Source organism: Candidatus Arthromitus sp. SFB-mouse-Japan (genome assembly GCF_000270205.1).
Classification (GTDB): Bacteria; Bacillota; Clostridia; order Clostridiales; family Clostridiaceae; genus Dwaynesavagella.
Genome location: NC_015913.1, coordinates 271,988 through 291,343 on the forward strand (window position 1 = coordinate 271,988; position 19,356 = coordinate 291,343).

Consider the following 19,356-nt stretch of genomic DNA (forward strand, 5'->3'; position numbering starts at 1 on the left):
TAATTTAAACATATTATAAAATTTCTACATAATTGACAATTTTTGAGTATGAACTTATAATTTTAGAAAAATGATTTAAATACTTCACCTTATTTGTTAAGGTGAAGTATTTTTAATTTAAATATTAGCTTGGAGGGTTTATGTATAAAAAGGTCGAATCTAATGCTCCTATGAGTCAAATAGATAAAAATATACTAGATTTTTGGGTAAAGAACAATATTGTAAAGAAGAACTTTGATAGAAATGAAGATGGTGAATATTTCAGCTTTTATGATGGTCCACCAACAGCTAATGGTAAACCACACATAGGTCATGTCATAACAAGGGTTATTAAAGATATAATACCTAGGTATAAGGTTATGAAGGGCTATAAGGTTTTGAGAAAAGCTGGATGGGATACCCATGGCCTTCCTGTTGAACTTGAGATTGAGAAGAAACTTTCTATTTCAGGTAAGAAAGAAATAGAGGATTTTGGTGTAAATAAGTTTGTTTTAGAATGTAAAAATAACGTGTTTAAATATGTTGAAATGTGGGAAGAAATGTCCAAGAAGATTGGATATTGGGTAGATATGGAAAATCCATATGTAACATATCAGAATAATTACATAGAGTCTGTTTGGTGGGCACTCAAAACAATGTGGGGTAAGGATTTGCTTTATAAAGGACATAAGATTCTTCCGTATTGTTCAAGGTGTGGAACTGGTCTTTCTTCTCATGAGGTTGCTCAAGGATATAAAGATGTTAAGGATAATACAGTAGTTGTTAAATTTAAGGTTAAGGGGTTTAACAATAAGTACATATTGGCTTGGACAACAACTCCTTGGACCCTTCCATCTAATACAGCTCTTGCGATAAATAGAGCTTATACATATGTTGAAGTTTCTGTAAACGATGAGATTTATATATTAGCAAAAGACCTTTTAAAAGTTTTGGGCGATACAGAGTATGAAATCATAAGTGAGTTTAAGGGAGATAAACTCGAAGGAATTGATTATGAGCAATTATTTACTTATATAAGACCAGAGGGTCGTGGTTTTTATGTAGTTCATGCAGATTATGTAACATTATCTGATGGAACGGGTATTGTACACATAGCTCCTGCATTTGGGGAAGATGATAACAAAGTTGGTCAGAAAAATAATTTGCCTTTTATAAATCCTGTCGATCTTCAAGGTAAATTTACAGATGAAATAAGTGACTTTAGTGGAACGTTTGTAAAAGATTGTGACCTTAAGATAATTAAGCTGCTAGAAGAGAGAGGTATGCTTTTTAAAAATGAAAAATATATGCACGCATATCCTCACTGCTGGAGATGTGATACACCTCTTTTGTATTATCCAAAAGATAGTTGGTACATTAAGATGACTTCAATTAAAGATGATTTGCTCAAAAATAATGATAAGGTTTCATGGTATCCAGATAATATAAGGACAGGAAGATTTGGAAACTTTTTAGAGAACGTTATAGATTGGAGTATATCAAGAGATAGATATTGGGGAACTCCACTTCCTATTTGGGAATGCGAATGTTTGCATAGAGATTGCATTGGTTCTATAGAGGAGCTTAAAGAGAAAGGAATAAATGTTCCAGATGATATAGAATTGCATAAACCATTTATAGATGATATTAAGCTTAAATGTGAAAAGTGCGGGGGAGAGATGACTCGTACAAAAGAAGTTATAGATTGCTGGTTTGATTCAGGTAGTATGCCTTTTGCTCAATATCATTATCCATTTGAAAATAAGGAATTATTTGAGAAAAATTTTCCAGCTCAATTTATATCAGAAGCTGTTGATCAGACTAGAGGCTGGTTTTATACTTTAATGGCTATATCTACAGCTATTTTTGATAAAAATCCATTTGAGAATTGTGTAGTTTTAGGACACGTTTTAGATAAGCATGGGAAGAAAATGTCTAAGCATTTAGGAAATGTTGTTGACCCAAATGAAGTTATTGATTCTCAAGGAGCTGATGCTGTTAGATGGCATTTTTATACATCGAGTTATCCATGGCTTCCATCAAGATTTTCAGAAGATGATGTAAAAGAAGTTCATAAGAGATTTTTATCAACATATTGGAATGTATATTCTTTTTATGTTCTTTATGCGAATTTAGATAAATTTAATCCAAATGATTATAAAGACTACGATGTATCAAACATTATGGATAGATGGATATTATCAAAATTAAATACTTTGATTAAAGAAGTAGATGAAATGCTTGATTCTTATAAGATAACTAATGCAGCTTATAAAATAGAAACTTTTGTTGATGAGCTTTCAAATTGGTATGTAAGGCGTAATAGATCAAGATATTGGACAAATGGTTTTGATGAAGATAAGATAAGTGCCTTTATGACACTTTATTTAGTTTTAATTGATTTATCTAAAATATTAGCTCCATTTATCCCATTTATAACAGAGGAAATTTATCAAAATCTTGTAAGGAATTTTGATAAAGATTCAAAAGAGAGTATACATTTGTGCGATTTTCCTAAATGTAATTACGATTTAATCGATAAAGAACTTGAGAGTAGAATGGACCTCGCATACAAAATAGTTAAGCTTGGAAGAAGTGCAAGAAATAATGCTAATATTAAAAATAGGCAACCACTTCAAAAGATACTTGTGAGTGGGGAAGATTTAGAAGTTTATTACCATTCTATTATAAAAGATGAGCTCAATATAAAAGAAATTGAATTTAATGCTAATGTAAGTAAGTATGTAAGTTTCAATCTTAAACCAAACTTACCTGTATTAGGGAAAGATTATGGTAGATATATTCCTATAATTAGGGAATTTTTATCAAAGAGTAATCAAATGGAATTATCATTAAAACTTAAAGATGGTGAGAGCATAGAGATTGACTTGGGGGATAATAAGGTTTCTTTAAATAAAGATAATGTATTAATTACAATGGATGGATTAGAAGGATATGCATTCTCTGGAGAAGGAACTATTGGGGTTGTACTAGATACTACTATTACAGATATATTAAGAGAAGAAGGGTTTGTACGCGAAATAATAAGTAAGATACAAAACTTAAGAAAAGAAAAGGGATTTGAAGTAAGTGATAAGATTAATATTTATGTAAAAGATAGTTTTAATTTAATCAATATAATCGATAAATATAAGGAGATTATACAAAGAGAAACGTTAACTCTTAACATTTATTTTAATGAAGATAAATTAGGTTTGAATTATGTAGATTTAAATATTAATAAGGAAGCTTTAGTTTTAGATGTTTTAAGGGTGTAAAATTTTTAGAAAGGATTAAGTTACCAAGTGTAGCGATTGTATTATGGCTATTTCAATTAAGGATGTTGCGAAAGAAGCAGGAGTATCCATTGCAACTGTTTCAAGAGTTTTAAATGGAATTGAAGTTGTAAATGAAGATACTCAAAAAAGAGTAAGAGAAGCAGTAGTTAAATTAGGATACAGGCCAAATATTATAGCAAGAAGTCTGAAAACACAAAGAACGAGGACAGTAGGTATTTTAATCCCTGATATATCTAATTCATTATATCCAGAGATAGTTAGAGGAATCGAGGATGTTGCAAATATTTATAATTATAATATAATTCTATGTAACTCAGATTTAAATCTGGATAAAGAAAAGGAATATATTTATATTCTTAAGGAGAAAATGGTTGACGGCATTTTGTTTATGAGTAATTCTCTTGAGGATATGTGTTTGGATATTATACAGAAATTAGATATAAAGACAGTTTTAATAGAAACTACAGTTTATAATAAAAATATTCCAAATATAACAATAGATAATATTAAAGCAGCAAATGAAGCTGTAAATAAACTTATATCAAATGGAAGACGAAGGATATTATACATAGGGGATCATAAAGATACTTTAAATGCATCAGCCTATAGATATAAGGGTTATATTAAAGCTTTAGAAGAAAATAGTATTGAGATAAACAAGGAACTTATATGTTTTTGTAAGCCATTTTTAAATAATGGATATGAGTATATACAAAAGAAAATTAAAGGTGGCATTTCTTTTGATGGGGTATTTTGTACATGTGATGAACTTGCCATAGGGGCGATGGATGCACTTCGTGAAAATGGAGTTAATATCCCTCAGGAGTGTGAGGTTATAGGATTTAATAATATTTTAATGTCATCGGCATTTTCTCCAAAGTTAACAACAATTGATACGGCAAGCTATGATTTAGGATCCATTGGTATGAGAACACTCATAAAGATAATTAATAATGAACAAATAGATGGTTTCAATTATGTAGTTCCATATAATTTAATAGAAAGAGAGAGTACAAGATAATTGTACTCTCTTCTTTTTTAACATAAAAACTTAATAAGAAAAATAAAATTATCTTAAAAAGGAGCGAGGTGATTATTTGATAAATTATATTTGGTTTTTTATGATAGGATCGGGACTTATTTATTCATTGATAGGGAATAATGGTGATAAAATAAGTAAATCGATCGTGGATTCTACATCATCAACAGTAACGTTAATTATTTCTCTTATAGGTGTTATGTGTTTGTGGTGTGGAATTATGAAGATAGCAGAGGAAAGTGGCCTCACAAAGAAACTTGCAAGCATATTAAGACCAATGCTTAGGCTTTTATTTAAAGAAAAGAATAATGAAAAGGTTATGGGACCTGTTGTTATGAATTTAACTGCTAATATATTAGGACTTGGAAATGCAGCAACACCATTTGGAATTAAAGCTATGGAGGAACTTGATGTGGTCAATGAAAATAAACATGTTGCATCGAATGATATGGCTTTATTTTTAGTACTTAATGCTAATTGTATACAGCTTTTTCCTACTACTATTTTATCTATAAGAAGTATGGCTGGGTCTGTAGATCATAGTGGAGTTATGCTTGGAATTATTGTAACAACATTTTTAACTAGTATTATATCGATAATCATATGCAAGTTACTTCAGAGAGTATTTTAGGAGGGATTTAATGAGTTTTTTATCGTCGTCATTTATTCCGCTTATAATATTGTTTATTGTTGGATATGGGGTAATTAAAAAAGTTAAGGTTTATGAGGTGTTTGTTGAAGGGGCTAAAGATGGTCTTAAAATTTGTAAAAACATATTTCCATATCTTTTGTGCATGCTACTTGCTATAAAAGTTTTTAGAGATTCAGGCATGCTTGATTACATAGTAAATCTTATTAAACCTTTTTTAGATATGATAGGTATACCAGCTGAGGTTATTACACAGATTTTTGTAAAACCATTATCAGGAAGTGGTGCGTTAGGTATATATACAGATAATATTAAGACATTTGGTCCAGATTCTTATTTAGGAGTGCTGACATCTGTGCTCATGGGATCGACAGAAACAATATTTTATACAATAGCACTTTATTTTGGATGCGTTAAAATTAAAAAAATAAGACATACTTTATGGACGGCTATATTTTCCGAGATAATAGGTATTATTATTGCGATAAATATTACTAAAATAATATTTTTTAATTAAACATAAAAAATAAATAAAACACATAAATTTAAGTAGGGTTTTTTAATATTGTACCAATGAGAATTAAGTTTAAGGAGATGTATTCCTTTGAAAGTAATAAAAAGTTTTCTTATGATAGTTGGATTACTTACTTGTTTTGTTGGTGTTGAACCTATACAGGATTTTTTAATAGGGAGTAGAAAACTTATTCTAACCTTTATTATAAAGGTATTTCAAACTACTATTTCTTGTTTTTTATTTTTAACTATGACTTCATTTGCTATTAATGGATTTATGGGAGTTTATATATGAAGAGTAGTGGATTAAAGGTAATTAGAAATGATGATTATGATAAATTTTTAGATTTAAAGAGTGGAAATGGGAAAAAACAAAAGGATTTAATTAAATTTGGATTATTTATTGCTTTATTTTTATTTATGTTTGGTATAATATTTTTCGCGAAAAATAGAATAGACACTTACAAAAATTTAGGAGAAGATTTGAATTTTCAGAAACAAAAAATTATGGAAGAACGTATGATTATGGAGAGGACATTAAAAGAAGAAAGAGAAAGGTTGTCAGCTCTTCAACTTGAGTATGAAAATAAAAATAAAGAGTTAGATAACAAATTGGAATCTATTAAAGAAAAACAGATAGAGTTTGATAATGAACTTAAGAAGGTTTATGAGCTTCGGGATATACTTAAGAATCAATTGGTTGAAATATATAATTTTAATATAGATAACATACATGGATTAACAAATGATAATGAGGATTTGAGTAGTTCAAATAAATTAATAGATGATAGTGATAATACAGAAAATCCTATACATACAAGTACTTTTATGGGAAAAGATGACAATGATGTACTTAATGATGTGGGAGAAAAAATACTTGGAGTTGCATATCCAGATTGGTTTATAAAATTCAATTCTTTAGGGGAATTTAGATATTAATTATTAAGGTGGTTTATAATGACAATAAGAGATATAAAAAATGATATCGAACAAGGTTTGCGTGAGATGAGTGCAAAAGAGAGACTTCAGTTTTATGTTACGGTTGGTATAGGAATATTTTTTATATTAGCAGTTATATTTTAAGGGCAATATTTTTGCCCTTAAAAATTTTTTTTGTAAGGATTTACTTTATACATATTCTTTATAATTATAGAAAATATTTTATTCATGATATAATATCTATGTTTCGGTAGATAAAATGAGATATTATATTTTTATGGTATTATTTTTAATTTTATATAGGAGGGGTAATTATGGAAAATATTTATTTATTAAGAAGAAAGAAGCTCTCATCTAATATGAGAAATGGCGATATGTGTATAATTTTTTCAGGTAAACAAGTTAGGATAAGTAGAGATGAATATTATGAGTTTAACACTAATAAGAACTTTTACTATCTTACTGGACTTAAAGATGAGAATCTTATATTATTTATAAGGAAGATAAATGGGGATGTTAAATCTACACTTTTTATAGAAAATAGACCAGAAGATATGATTAAGTGGATAGGAAAGACAATTTTAAAAGATGAGGCTATTTCTATAAGTAGTGTTGATGAGGTGATTTATATAGATGAGTTTTATTCGTTTTTAAATAATATAATCCTTGAGGAAGAATCTCCAACTGTGTATTTTGATTTTGATAGGGATGATTATAGACATGCCCATATTTATTCTGAGGAGTGTGCAAATAAGCTTAAGGTAAAGTATCCCCATGTGGATATTAAAAATATATATGTACATATTAAGAATCTTAGGATTATAAAAGATGATTATGAAATTTCAAAAATTAAGGGAGCTATTGATATAACAAGACTTGGGATACTTAACATAATGAGGAATTTAAAACCTAATATGTATGAGTATCAAATAGAATCCTATTTTGATTATATGATAAAATATAGTGGAGCAAATGGATATGCATTTAAGTCTATTGTGGCTTCTGGGGAAAATGCAGTTATTTTACATTACATAGAGAATGATAATAAAATTAAAGATGGAGATTTAGTTTTATTTGATTTAGGAGCTGAGAAAGATTTTTATAGAGCTGATATATCTAGAACTTTTCCTGCTAATGGAAAGTTTACGGATAGACAAAAGGAAATATATAATATAGTTTTAAATGCTCAGCTTAAAGTTATTGATGCGATTTGTCCTGGAGTTTCTCAGAGTGATTTAAATGAGATTGCTAAGGAGAATTTATATTTGGGGCTTAAAAAAATAGGTAAGATAGCTAATAGGGAAGAGTTATCTAACTATTATTATCACGGAATAGGGCATTTACTTGGACTTGATACTCATGATGTTGGTGGAAGAGATTTTGTATATAAAGAGGGAATGGTTGTAACTGTTGAGCCAGGTCTTTATATAAAAGATGAGGGTATAGGAATTAGGATAGAGGATGATATCTTAGTTACAAAAGATGGTCATGAGGTTTTGTCTAGTGGTATAATTAAAACCGTTGATGAGATTGAAGGATTTATGCGAGAGAATTGTAATTAATTATTGGAGGTAAAATGGATAAAATATTGTTTCCTAATCTTGGGTTGGAATTTACAGTAAATAAGATTGCGTTTTCTATCTTTGGTATAGATATCGCTTGGTATGCTATTTTAATTACTTTGGGTATTATAATAGCTATGATAATTTCATATAGAAATGCGAAGAAGATTGGGCTAGATACGGAGAAGTTTATGGATATGTTTTTCTATATGATAGTATTTGGAGTAATAGGTGCTAGGATTTATTACGTGTTATTTAATTTTAGTTTATATAAAGATGATCTTTTAAGTGTGTTTAATATAAGAGAGGGAGGAATTGCAATCTATGGTGCGATATTGTTTGGAGTTTTAACAGTTTTTATTTACACGAAGATTAGGAAACAGAAATTTTTAGATTGTACAGATTGTATAGTACCTGGACTTGCACTTGCTCAAGGAATAGGTAGATGGGGTAATTTTGTAAATCAAGAGGCATATGGATATGAAACGAATTCTTTATTTGGCATGAGTATTGTTGAAAATGGAAGAACCATAACTGTTCATCCAACTTTTTTGTATGAGAGTATGCTTAATATATTTGTATTTATTGTTTTGATGATATTTTTTAATAAGTATAGGAAAAATAGTGGAGAGGTAACCTGTATATATGGAATATTATATGGAACTGGAAGATTTTTTATAGAAGGTATGAGGACAGATAGTTTATATTTAGGTATGTTTAGAGTGTCTCAAATTGTTTCTTTAGCGTTTGTGATTATTGGAGTTGCTTTATTTATATATTTAAGAGTTAAATCTACTAAAAAGGCTTAATAGCTCACATAAATGTGAGCTATCTTTATTTTTTGAATTTGACTTATTTTGTTTTAAAGCTGAAATGTTTTTGAAGCTTTTGGCTAGCTTTCGTAAGATCCGACTTACTTGTATCAACTGCAGATTCTATAGTAGTTTTACCAGTAGTACTATCTTTTGATACATTTAATCTTAAAGTTGATGTTTGTGTGTCTTTGCTTTGAGTAGTGCTTGTTTGTGTAGATTGATTTTTAGTTAATGGACTTTTTGATGATGTTGCAACTTGTTTTTCCACTGCCATTATTTGTTTCGTTGCAGGAGAGTGTTTTTTAACAGTTGTATCAAATGCAGAGTTATCTACAAGAGAATCAGATTTAGGTGTTCCTTGATAAGCTGATCCATTTGATGTTGTAGATCCTGTATTTATAGATCCTTTTGATCCATTCAAGCCTCTAGATGTAGTTACAGTAGCACTACTATTACCAGCCTTAAATTTTGAGAACCCTTTATTATTTACAGTTGATACAGATTTTTGAATACCCTGATAAGCTGATCCATTTGATGTATTTAATCCAGTAAATATAGCTTTAAGTCCACCTAAGATTCTCATAGCTTTAGCATCTTTCATATTTGATGCTGCGATTGATCCTGCACCGATAGCTGCTATTCCTGCAAGAGTAAGTGCTACTGCTTTTGTTGCTTTAGAGTTTTTTGTTTTTTTGTTCATAAAAATTCTCCTTTTTATTATGGTTACTCTAAAATTATCGTTAAATGTTGTTGTAGATTTATGGTAAGTTCTAAAATAAAAATTTTAAATTGTTTTATTTTATTTTTTATAGTGATAAAATAGATTATAAGTTTCTTTAGGAGGTGCAGGGGTATTTATAAAAATCTGTTTATAGGTACTATTTAATTATGGATAGAGATAATAAGATCATGGAAGAATCACTTAATTTTAAAAAAATTAGAAAAGGAACAATATTAAAAGGAGAGGTTGTATCATCATATAAGGATGAGGTTGTTGTTAATATAAATTATTTTTGTGATGGAATAATAAAGAAAGATGAACTTTTGAGTGAAAACTATGAAAAAGGGAGTATTATCGATGTTTATGTCGTATCTCTTGATGATGGATTTGGAAATGTAGTGCTTTCTGAGAAAAAAGCTAATTACATAGTTGTTTCAAATGAGCTTAAGGATATATTAAAAAGTGGGAGTAGGGTTTCTGTTTACGTTAAAGATAGAGTCGATTCTGGGCTTATCTGTGATTACAAAGGAATTCGTGGATTTATACCAGGATCTAGAGTATCAACGCATAGGATTGATTTAAATGATTATATAGGGAAAACTTTGGAAGCTATACTTATAGAACTCGATTTAAATAAAAATAGAGTTATATTTTCATCTAAGGAAATTGAAGTAGAGAGAAAAGAGGAAGAGAAAAGGAAATTTTTTAAATCTTTAAGTGTAGGAGATAAATTTTTAGGTACGGTTAAGAGCGTGAAAGATTTTGGAGCATTTATAGATATTTCAGGATTTCCAGCATTCATACACAAGTCAGAAGTTTCGAATAAACACAAATTTGATATTAACGATATATTAAAAGTATCGAAGAAGGTAAGTGTATCTATACTAAGAATTGATGAGGAAAATAATAAATTATATTTAACTATGAAAGAATCTAATTATAACCCATATCTTGAATACAAAAATGATTTTGTTGAAGGGAATGTATATGATGTAGATGTAATTAAAATATTACCTTATGGTCTTGTAGTATCTTTGAATGATTATCTTACAGGATTTATTCATATAAGTGAGATTTCAAATGAGATTTTAGATTTAAATAAATTATTTAAAATAGGAGATAGCATAAAAGCAAAAATAACTTCAATTGACCATGATGAAAAGAAAATATTTCTAAGTTATAAGGATATAGATGAATGCACAAATTATGAAAAAGGATATACTGATAAGGATACCTCAAATAATACTCTAGGAGATGTTTTTAAAGATATATTTTCTAAATTAATGTAATAAGAGAGAGGAAGTTGTTACTATGAGTAGAGTTTTAGATAATATTGAACCAAGGGAAGTTTTTAAATATTTTGAAGATATAAGTATGATACCAAGACCATCTAATGATGAAAAAAGAATAAGTGATTATTTAATGAATTTTGCAAAAGAATTGGGTATAGAAGTTGTTCAAGATAAAAGTTTAAATATATACATGAGAAAGCCTGCCACTAAGGGATATGAAAATGGTAAAACTGTTATATTACAAGGTCATATGGATATGGTTTGTGAGAAAAATGAGGGGATAGATCATGATTTTTATAAAGATCCATTAAAGCTTAGAATTATTGAAGATAAAATTTATGCAACTGATACTACTCTTGGAGCTGATAATGGTATAGCTGTTGCATATATTATGGCTATAATGGCATCTAAAGATATTGAGCATCCAGAGATAGAAGCTCTTATAACTGTAGGCGAGGAAACTAGTATGGTTGGGGCTAAGAGTTTTGAGCCTAAATTTTTTAGAGGTAAATATTTAATTAATATAGATTCCGTGGATGATTCTAATCTTTTAGTTAGTTGTGCAGGTGGTTTGCGTGCAATTGTTATGAAAAAAGTTACAACTGAAGAGTTAAATGGGTGTGTTATAAGTATAAAAGTTAAGGGACTTAGAGGAGGACACTCAGGTATTGATATAAATAAGGAAAGAGGGAATGCAAACAAAATTTTGTCAAGAATTTTGATAAATGTTGAGAAAAATTATTCTAATATAAACATAGTGTCTATATCGGGTGGAGCAAAAGATAATGCAATTCCAAGAGAAGCTAAGTGTGAAATTAGGGTAGATAAGGAGGATATAGATAATGTAATACTTTCTATTAAGTCTGCAGAAGATGTTATTAGAGGTGAGTTAGAAGGAGAAGAAAATTTTTTCGTAGAAGTTTTTAAAGAAGATATTCCTCTTAGACCTGATATGATAAACTCCAAAGATTCTAAGGATTTAATAGAACTTATGTATCTTATGCCTAATGGTATTATATCAAATTCTGTAGATATAGAAGGCTTGGTTGTGACATCAAATAACTTTGGAGTTATAGAGTATGATGGAGAAACTGTGATACTTAAAAACGCAGTTAGAAGTTCAATAGGGTCTGCAATGTATAATGTTGCTCGTGAGATAGATGTATTAAGTAGAGCTTTTAGAGCAGTTACAAAAGAATCTTCTCCATATCCTGGATGGAAATATGAAAAAGATTCAAAACTACGCGATATATCACAAGAAGCATATAGGGAGATATTTGATGGTGAAATGGGAATTTATGCTATTCATGCTGGAGTTGAATGTGGTATTATAAAGGAAAAATTGCCAGATTTAGATATGGTATCTTTTGGCCCACTAGTTAAAGATAACCATACACCAGGGGAATGGGTTTCTATTTCTTCAACAGGTAAAGTATGGACTTTATTGAAAGGAATATTAAAGAAAATAAAATAGTATTGTATTAGTTAAGATAGGGAAAATGGAGGATTTTTAATGAAGACTTCAAAAATTAAGGGTAGGCGTGAAAACTTTGGTATCAAGGATTTAATGTTTATAATTTCTATGGCAAATTTACTAGTTTATGTATTATCAGTTTTCGGGAATACTAATTTGTCATTAGCTCTTGCACTTATTCCCGAAAAAGTTTTACAGGGTGAAGTTTGGAGGATTATAAGCTATATTTTTATACCACCAACGTTTAATCCGTTTTTCTTTGTGCTTGTAATATATTTTTATGTATTTATAGGACGAGAACTTGAAAGATATTGGGGTACATTTAAATTTAATATATATTATTTTACTGGTGTAGCAATAATATCTTTAGTATCTATGGTATTTAATGTACCTGTTACAAGTGTTTCAAATTTAAATATGTCATTATTTTTAGCTTATGCAATATTAAATTCCGAACACATAGTTTATTTGTTTATGATTATTCCAGTTAAGATGAAATATCTTGCTATAGTTATGTCGACTATTATTGTATATGATTTTATAAATGCGGGATTTTGGCAACTTAGAATTGTAGTATTAGCACCTATTATCAATCTTCTTATATTTTTTGTACCACGTTTTATTAAGAATACATCAAGTGGTGTTAAAGCAAGAAAACGAACACAGGAATTTGAAAGCAAAGTACTTAAGTTTGAAAAGGAGGATTCTTTTATACACAAGTGCTATATTTGCGGTAAAACCGATAGAAGCGATGAGAATATGGAGTTTAGATATTGTTCTAAATGTAATGGACATTATGAGTATTGTAATGATCATATTTTTGATCATGAACATAAATAAAAAAATAATCGGATTAATATCCGATTATTTTTATGTAAACTTATAAATAATATAGTAATATATTATTTTATAAGGGGGAATTTTAATGAAATTTAAATTACATAACATAAGAGTTTTTGTAGTTGCTCTTATATTTAATCTTTTAGGGGGTTATATTTCAAATAGGTTATCTGGAGATGTTAAGTTATTATATGATTCTTTAGAAAAACCTATATTTGCCATTCCAAGTAATTTATTTCCTATATTATGGGGAATAATTTATGTGCTTATTGCTGTAGCGGTTTATTTAAATTATAAAAATGGTGGTAGAAATTTTATTGCATATGTTTTATCTATGCTTGTTAATTTTTCTTGGAGCATTATATTCTTTGGACAAAGACTATATGGGATAGGATTTTTTATAATATTATTGCTTATTGTGTTTTCTGTATATTTAGGTATAAAATATTTTAAGAATTCAAAAGTTGCATCGTTTATCATGTGTGTGTATATAGTTTGGTTAAGTTATGCAGGTGTGCTTAATTATTTTATATGGATGTATAATGAGATGTAATTGATAATTATATCTTAGGAGGAGTTTAATTTATGTTAATAAGAAATGGTAAAATCTATACTATGAGTGATAAGGGAATAATAGATGGTGGAGATATTAGAGTTGAGGATGGTAAAATAGTTGATATAGGTAAAGATTTAGAGATGCGTGATGGAGAAAAGGTTATAGAGCTTAATTCTGAATTTGTATATCCTGGATTTATTGATTCACATTGTCATATGGGATTGTATGAATGGGGTATGGGATTTGAAGGAGCAGATGGAAATGAAATGACAGATCCTATAACACCACAAATGAGATCAATCGATGCTATAAATCCATTTGATAAGTGCTTTGAATATGCAAGAGCAGGTGGAGTTACGACTGTTGTATCTGGACCTGGAAGTGCTAACGTTTGTGGTGGAGTATTTGGTGCTTTTAAAACTTATGGTGAGTGTATTGATAAAATGGTAGTCAAAAATCCTATAGGTATGAAGATTGCTTTTGGAGAAAATCCTAAGAGAGTTTATAATTCAAAATCTAAAATGCCGATGACTAGAATGGGTACAGCAGCTCTTTTAAGATCTTTTATAGTAGAATCCATAAATTACTTAAATAAAAAGAGGAGAGCAGAGAGTGAAAATAAAGTTTTTGATATTAATTTAAAATATGAAGCTATGATACCTGTATTAAATAGAGAAATACCTCTTAAAGCTCATTGCCATAGAGCTGATGACATTTTAACAGCTATAAGGATTGCAAAGGAATTTGATTTAGATTTAACACTTGATCATTGCACTGAAGGTCATTTAATTTCTAAATACATAAAAGAGTCTGGATATCCAGCAATTGTAGGACCAACAATGACCATGGCATCTAAGATAGAACTTAATAATAAAACATTTAATACTCCTAGTGTATTAATTAATGAAGGAATAAAAGTTGCAATAACAACTGATCATCCAGTAATAGAGGAGCAGTATCTTGCATTATGTGCAGGCCTTGCTATGAAAGATACAGGACTCAGTGAGATTGATGCATTGCGTGCGATAACTATTAATCCGGCAGAAATAGTTAATATACATGATAGGGTTGGTAGCATTGAGATCGGGAAAGATGCAGATATAGTTATATTTAATAAGAGTGCATTAGTATCAGATTCAAAATGTTTATATACAATAATTGATGGAAACATAGTTTATAGTGTGTAATAATAGGAAATAAAAAATGTAATACTAAATCTGTATTACATTTTTTATTATGGTAAGATTAGGAATGATTTTAATTGAAACGTATTGACTTTATAGATGTTTTTAAAGGTATTGGAATATTTTTTGTTATACTTGGACACATGCCAATTAAATCTGAATTATTTTCATATGTTTTCTCTTTTCAGTTATCTATATTCTTTTTTGTAGGTGGATTTTTATATAGAGATGCACATTATATAAATTCATTTTGGGACTATGTAAGTAAGAAATTTAGGAGTATAATCATTCCATATATTATATTTAGCATAGTATCTATGATTATTTATATTTTGTATAGTGATTATCTAGGGAAAGAGTATGATATTTTAGATATAGTATGGAGTATTTTAATATCAAAGAGAAATGAAATTTATATAAATGTTCCATTATGGTTTTTAACATCATTTTTTACTGTTGAGATACTCTATTATATATTGAAATGCTTTTTTAACAATTATGTTATTTCGTTTATAATTCTTGTATTTGGTTTTATTGGAGTAGTTATTTTTAGGACAACAGGTTCTTTAAACACTTTACCATTTAGTTTTGATGCATCATTATATTTTATAATTTATTATTTTATTGGAGATTTATTTGGAGGGATAAACAAGTATTCGAATAGAGATTATAAGTATTTTTTTAGAAATTTATCTCCTATATTTATTGTTTCAATTATTGTAAATGTAATGAATTTATTAGGAAAGATAAAACATGCAGATATTATTTATTATGATTTTGGGTTTATAATTGCCTTAATATCATATTTATTTCATGTATTTATAAGTTTAACAGGTGTTTGTACATATTTATATTTATCATATATTTTTAGATGGGTCGGGATAATAAAATTTGTTGGAAGAAATTCAATTTATTATTTTGCTTTTCATATGCCGCTATATCAAATTTTATACAATGAGGGAATATTTGATACTTTGATTGGCAATTATTTGACGTATGATATTAATTTAAATCTAATTGGGATTATTTATTCTATTATAATCATATTGATTTTGACAATGCCTGTTTTATTGATAAATTTATACAAGAGTTTAATATATAAAATTAAAACATCTATATAGCTATAGGTGTTTATTTTTTTTAAAAAATATGTTAGATTAATTGTTAATGGGTTTATTTAGAATACAGAAAAGGTATTTTTACATATTATGTTTAGATTTAATATAAGTGAAGAAATTATTTTCGAATTGAAGAACAAGGATTTTAAGGTAAATACATTTATAACAGATAGTTTTTTCAAAGAAGTGTTAAAGAATCTTAATGATAAAAAAATTTTTATATGTTATGGTCTTTCAAATGATTTAAGAGAAAAGTTTTGTTTTAGACTTATATACAAGTATTTTAATGATAGATATGTACGGGATTTAGATGTAGGTGTTTTTAAGATATCCAGCGTTAGTGAATTAGATGAAATCTATTTAGAAGATGAGCTACAAATTTTTTATTTTTATGATTTCTTTGGAAGTGTAAAATTTACAGATAAAAAATTTGAAAATTATATAAATAGGATAAAAAATTCTGATAATAAAATATTATTAATTAATACTAGGAGTTTTTTAAAGGAAGAAATTATTTTATCTAAATTTTTTGAATATAAACAAGACTTAGAGTGCCATAAGGACGCAATTATTGAGTTTTTGGGTGTAGATTTAAATACTGATATTGATGATTGCTGTGATTTGGATTTTGAATATCAAAACTTTAATTATATTGATAAACTTGTTTTATTTTATGTTTTTATGAATTTTTCTTATGATATTAATAAGTGGATTGATACAATGGAGAAGTACTTACTTTATAGGGATATTTTTAATGATCATAATGAATTTAAAGAAATTGTTATTAATTCATTTAGGAAGTTAGAAGATTGTTTTATATGTGTTTATGACAATAGGAGATTTAATATAAAGAATCTTATAGTATATAATTTCATATTAGATAGGTTGAAAGATGATGTGAATATTATTAAAGATTTATTTAATAATATTCATAGTTATGATGATTTATATTCTGTATGCAGTATATTAAGTCAGAATAATATAAAATTATGTTATACTTTATATGAATACGAAAATAATTTTAAAGATAATTTACATAATATAGTTTTGTATAATGATTGTGTGGATGCGTTTTTACTTCTTAAAACAGTGTTTATATCTTTTTATGTACTTGATTTGTATGATATAGATATAATAGAAAATTTGAATGTAAGAATAACTTATTCTAAGCTTAATATAGATAGTGCGATAGAGTATTTTTTTTCTATAAGTAATTATAAGAAGTTTATGATTAGTGGTGAAATATTTAGGAATAAACTCTTAAATTTAGTTTATGAACATGAGATTGAAAGTAGTTCTGAGTTTTATAATTATAGTTTTAAATATTATTTATTTGTAAGTGAGTTTTATAAGTTATATGGTAATATAGATAATGATGGATTACTAAATTTGAGAAACCAATTTGATATATTAATAAGTATAATTTTAAATAATATAAATTCGTATTTTACGGTTGAATACTTTAATATTAGTAGTGAAATTAGAGATTCTTTAATAGATTTAAAGGAGCTTATTGATAAGTATAATGTAAGATTTATATTTGATAGGAATGTTTATGAGTTTTTTAATTTTATAGAGGACAAGTTATTAGATTTAATAAATAATGTTGATAGTTTTATGCCGAGAAATGTAGAGGAGTATCATAATTTAAAATATTTTGGTAGTGAACTTGAGAGGAATGAGGATTTTATAGAGAATGTTTTTACCACTATAAATTTAAAAAGTATTATTGAAAGAATAAATGAAAAAATTTGTTTATTTGAAGCATAAAAGAACAAATTTTTTAGTGATGATATAGTATAATAATTTTAAAGCAAGTGAGATTTTAGTTGTATTTTTAAGTTATTATAATTTTAAGGGGTGTCTAAGTGAACAATAACGACATAATAAACAATAATATTGATGTTATTATAAGGGGCATTTGTTGTTATGATTGTAAAAATAGAGGAGAGTATAACGAGTGCGAAATATATGGGAAGATTCCAAATAGTATTTTAAAAGAGCAGGAAGATTGTTCTTTTTTTCATAGTTAATTTTAAATAATAACATGAGCATAAAAGTGCTCATGTTATTATTCAGTATAAGAAATGGATTCAATATCTTTAAGCTTATTTTGTATTTTTTTAGTTTTATTATCAGATAAGGAAATTAAATCATTACTAACTTGTTCTAATTTATTTTTTGCTTTTTCCAATATAGTCGAAAAACTCTCAAATTCTTTTTTGACCTCTCCTAGTACTTTCCAAACTTTACTTGAATGTTTTTCAATTGAGATTGTTTTAAATGCCAAATTTAAGCTGTTTAATAGTGCGTATAGTGTAGTTGGACCTGTTATTATTATTTTATATTCTCTTTGTATAAATTCTATTAAATTAACTCTTTTTGATATTTCAGAATAAAGGCTTTCTATAGGTAAAAACAGTATTGCAAAGTCAGTTGTATTATTTAAATCTATGTATTTTTCATTTATATCTTTTGAAAATTTTTTAATCGATGTTTCCAAAAGTTTTGAGTATTTTTCTATGTTATCTTTGTCTGAAGACTCATATGATTCCACAAGTTTTGAATAGTTATCGAGAGGAAATTTTGAGTCAATTGGAAGAAGTAGTTCTTTATTTGAATTTTTTGAAGGTATCTTTAGTGCAAATTCAACACGATCTTTTGAATTATTTTTTGTTATAACGTTTTTAATATATTGATTTTCATTTAATGTTTGTGAAAGAAGATTTTCTAATTGGTATTCTCCTATTATTCCTCTAGTTTTTACATTAGATAAAATTTTTCTGAGATCATTTATTGATATAAATAATGTATTTATTTCTCCTATGCCTTTATATAAAACTTCCAAACGGTTACTAACTATTTCAAATGATTTAGATAATCTATTATCAAAAGTTTGTTGTAATTTTTCATCAACTGTATTACGTATAATATCTAGTTTTTTTTCTGTAGATGAAATTAAGTTGTTTTGTGTATTAGTAATATTTTTAAGTTGTTTTTCGAGAGATATAGATATTTTTTCAAAAGATTTTGATAATTCATCTCTGTTCATTTTAGACTCTAAGAGAGTTTGTTTTTTAAGAGAATCTAAAGATGTATTTAAGTTTATATTAGTATCATTTAGACGATTTGTAATTAAATCTATGATAGATATTATTTGTGTTCTTATCTCATCTCTTAAGTTTTTTTCATACGATGTTAGGGCATTATTTAATTTAGTATTTATGTTATTTAGCGAATGTTCTGTATTTATAATGTGATTTAAATAATTGTTTGTTTGAAATTTACCTATGTATTCTCTAAGACAGAGTATTAGAAATATATTTAGTAAGACTATTATTAATAGGAAAATAATTATAATGGTATTTATCATGTG

The 19,356-nt window shown here is 27.4% G+C and carries 19 protein-coding genes; 17 read left to right on the forward strand and 2 right to left on the reverse strand.

Annotated elements, in window-relative coordinates; all coding sequences use genetic code 11:
* The first annotated feature begins 140 nt into the window (after positions 1–140).
* From ileS to lgt, 9 genes are all read left to right on the forward strand, one after another.
* The gene (ileS, locus tag SFBM_RS01310; protein WP_014017826.1) at positions 141–3,257 is read left to right on the forward strand and encodes an isoleucine--tRNA ligase; all 3,117 of its coding nucleotides are present in this window, start codon (positions 141–143) and stop codon (positions 3,255–3,257) included.
* A gap of 43 nt (positions 3,258–3,300) precedes the next feature.
* Positions 3,301–4,299, forward strand: coding sequence for a LacI family DNA-binding transcriptional regulator (locus tag SFBM_RS01315; protein ID WP_005807262.1), 999 nt, complete (start codon positions 3,301–3,303; stop codon positions 4,297–4,299).
* Between the two features lie 76 nt (positions 4,300–4,375).
* Positions 4,376–4,948 (forward strand): nucleoside recognition domain-containing protein, encoded by a 573-nt coding sequence (locus SFBM_RS01320; RefSeq protein ID WP_005807260.1) that lies wholly within the window; start codon positions 4,376–4,378, stop codon positions 4,946–4,948.
* Positions 4,949–4,958: 10 nt separating this feature from the next.
* Positions 4,959–5,483, forward strand: coding sequence for a spore maturation protein (locus tag SFBM_RS01325; protein ID WP_005807258.1), 525 nt, complete (start codon positions 4,959–4,961; stop codon positions 5,481–5,483).
* Positions 5,484–5,570: 87 nt separating this feature from the next.
* Positions 5,571–5,774 carry a hypothetical protein gene (locus SFBM_RS01330; RefSeq protein ID WP_007441046.1) on the forward strand — a complete coding sequence of 68 codons (204 nt, stop codon included), beginning with the start codon at positions 5,571–5,573 and terminating at the stop codon, positions 5,772–5,774.
* Positions 5,771–6,418 (forward strand): hypothetical protein, encoded by a 648-nt coding sequence (locus SFBM_RS01335; protein WP_014017827.1) that lies wholly within the window; start codon positions 5,771–5,773, stop codon positions 6,416–6,418. The genes SFBM_RS01330 and SFBM_RS01335 overlap by 4 nt, the downstream gene beginning before the upstream one ends.
* An 18-nt stretch (positions 6,419–6,436) precedes the next feature.
* Positions 6,437–6,562 carry a hypothetical protein gene (locus SFBM_RS08220; RefSeq protein ID WP_005807252.1) on the forward strand — a complete coding sequence of 42 codons (126 nt, stop codon included), beginning with the start codon at positions 6,437–6,439 and terminating at the stop codon, positions 6,560–6,562.
* Between the two features lie 170 nt (positions 6,563–6,732).
* Positions 6,733–7,980 carry an aminopeptidase P family protein gene (locus tag SFBM_RS01340; protein ID WP_005807251.1) on the forward strand — a complete coding sequence of 416 codons (1,248 nt, stop codon included), beginning with the start codon at positions 6,733–6,735 and terminating at the stop codon, positions 7,978–7,980.
* 14 nt (positions 7,981–7,994) lie between these two features.
* Entirely contained in the window at positions 7,995–8,789 is a 795-nt protein-coding gene (gene lgt, locus SFBM_RS01345) for a prolipoprotein diacylglyceryl transferase (protein WP_005807249.1), read from the forward strand.
* Between the two features lie 43 nt (positions 8,790–8,832).
* Here lgt and SFBM_RS01350 read toward each other — a convergent pair whose 3' ends face one another.
* Entirely contained in the window at positions 8,833–9,495 is a 663-nt protein-coding gene (locus SFBM_RS01350; protein ID WP_014017828.1) for a hypothetical protein, read from the reverse strand.
* A gap of 188 nt (positions 9,496–9,683) precedes the next feature.
* On the opposite strand from SFBM_RS01350, the gene SFBM_RS01355 reads away from it, so the two are divergent.
* The 8 genes from SFBM_RS01355 (at position 9,684) to SFBM_RS08035 (ending at position 18,013) form a co-directional block, all read left to right on the forward strand.
* Positions 9,684–10,805, forward strand: a complete 1,122-nt coding sequence (locus SFBM_RS01355) for a 30S ribosomal protein S1 (protein ID WP_005807246.1) — start codon at positions 9,684–9,686, stop codon at positions 10,803–10,805.
* A 22-nt stretch (positions 10,806–10,827) separates the two neighbouring features.
* A complete protein-coding gene (locus SFBM_RS01360) occupies positions 10,828–12,282 on the forward strand; it encodes an aminoacyl-histidine dipeptidase (protein ID WP_005807244.1) in 1,455 nt (484 codons plus the stop codon).
* A 39-nt stretch (positions 12,283–12,321) separates the two neighbouring features.
* Positions 12,322–13,122 carry a rhomboid family intramembrane serine protease gene (locus SFBM_RS01365; protein WP_014017829.1) on the forward strand — a complete coding sequence of 267 codons (801 nt, stop codon included), beginning with the start codon at positions 12,322–12,324 and terminating at the stop codon, positions 13,120–13,122.
* A gap of 85 nt (positions 13,123–13,207) precedes the next feature.
* Positions 13,208–13,675 carry a TspO/MBR family protein gene (locus SFBM_RS01370; RefSeq protein ID WP_005807239.1) on the forward strand — a complete coding sequence of 156 codons (468 nt, stop codon included), beginning with the start codon at positions 13,208–13,210 and terminating at the stop codon, positions 13,673–13,675.
* Positions 13,676–13,707: 32 nt separating this feature from the next.
* Positions 13,708–14,865, forward strand: coding sequence for an amidohydrolase (locus SFBM_RS01375; protein WP_014017830.1), 1,158 nt, complete (start codon positions 13,708–13,710; stop codon positions 14,863–14,865).
* A 74-nt stretch (positions 14,866–14,939) separates the two neighbouring features.
* Complete coding sequence (locus tag SFBM_RS01380) at positions 14,940–15,983, forward strand: acyltransferase family protein (RefSeq protein ID WP_005807236.1); 1,044 nt, start codon at positions 14,940–14,942, stop codon at positions 15,981–15,983.
* An 87-nt stretch (positions 15,984–16,070) separates the two neighbouring features.
* Entirely contained in the window at positions 16,071–17,750 is a 1,680-nt protein-coding gene (locus tag SFBM_RS01385) for a hypothetical protein (protein ID WP_005807235.1), read from the forward strand.
* A gap of 98 nt (positions 17,751–17,848) precedes the next feature.
* Positions 17,849–18,013, forward strand: coding sequence for a hypothetical protein (locus SFBM_RS08035; RefSeq protein WP_005807233.1), 165 nt, complete (start codon positions 17,849–17,851; stop codon positions 18,011–18,013).
* 38 nt (positions 18,014–18,051) lie between these two features.
* Here SFBM_RS08035 and SFBM_RS01390 read toward each other — a convergent pair whose 3' ends face one another.
* Positions 18,052–19,353, reverse strand: a complete 1,302-nt coding sequence (locus tag SFBM_RS01390; protein WP_005807232.1) for a DNA recombination protein RmuC — start codon at positions 19,351–19,353, stop codon at positions 18,052–18,054.
* Positions 19,354–19,356 lie beyond the last annotated feature (3 nt).

Excerpts from the sequence above, each read along its gene's own strand:
- ileS (WP_014017826.1), top strand. The coding sequence starts at position 141 with ATGTATAAAAAGGTCGAATCTAATGCTCCTATGAGTCAAATAGATAAA.
- SFBM_RS01315 (WP_005807262.1), top strand. The coding sequence starts at position 3,301 with ATGGCTATTTCAATTAAGGATGTTGCGAAAGAAGCAGGAGTATCCATT.
- SFBM_RS01325 (WP_005807258.1), top strand. The coding sequence starts at position 4,959 with ATGAGTTTTTTATCGTCGTCATTTATTCCGCTTATAATATTGTTTATT.
- SFBM_RS01335 (WP_014017827.1), top strand. The coding sequence starts at position 5,771 with ATGAAGAGTAGTGGATTAAAGGTAATTAGAAATGATGATTATGATAAA.
- SFBM_RS08220 (WP_005807252.1), top strand. The coding sequence starts at position 6,437 with ATGACAATAAGAGATATAAAAAATGATATCGAACAAGGTTTGCGTGAG.
- SFBM_RS01340 (WP_005807251.1), top strand. The coding sequence starts at position 6,733 with ATGGAAAATATTTATTTATTAAGAAGAAAGAAGCTCTCATCTAATATG.
- lgt (WP_005807249.1), top strand. The coding sequence starts at position 7,995 with ATGGATAAAATATTGTTTCCTAATCTTGGGTTGGAATTTACAGTAAAT.
- SFBM_RS01350 (WP_014017828.1), bottom strand. The coding sequence starts at position 9,495 with ATGAACAAAAAAACAAAAAACTCTAAAGCAACAAAAGCAGTAGCACTT.
- SFBM_RS01355 (WP_005807246.1), top strand. The coding sequence starts at position 9,684 with ATGGATAGAGATAATAAGATCATGGAAGAATCACTTAATTTTAAAAAA.
- SFBM_RS01360 (WP_005807244.1), top strand. The coding sequence starts at position 10,828 with ATGAGTAGAGTTTTAGATAATATTGAACCAAGGGAAGTTTTTAAATAT.
- SFBM_RS01365 (WP_014017829.1), top strand. The coding sequence starts at position 12,322 with ATGAAGACTTCAAAAATTAAGGGTAGGCGTGAAAACTTTGGTATCAAG.
- SFBM_RS01370 (WP_005807239.1), top strand. The coding sequence starts at position 13,208 with ATGAAATTTAAATTACATAACATAAGAGTTTTTGTAGTTGCTCTTATA.
- SFBM_RS01375 (WP_014017830.1), top strand. The coding sequence starts at position 13,708 with ATGTTAATAAGAAATGGTAAAATCTATACTATGAGTGATAAGGGAATA.
- SFBM_RS01385 (WP_005807235.1), top strand. The coding sequence starts at position 16,071 with ATGTTTAGATTTAATATAAGTGAAGAAATTATTTTCGAATTGAAGAAC.
- SFBM_RS01390 (WP_005807232.1), bottom strand. The coding sequence starts at position 19,353 with ATGATAAATACCATTATAATTATTTTCCTATTAATAATAGTCTTACTA.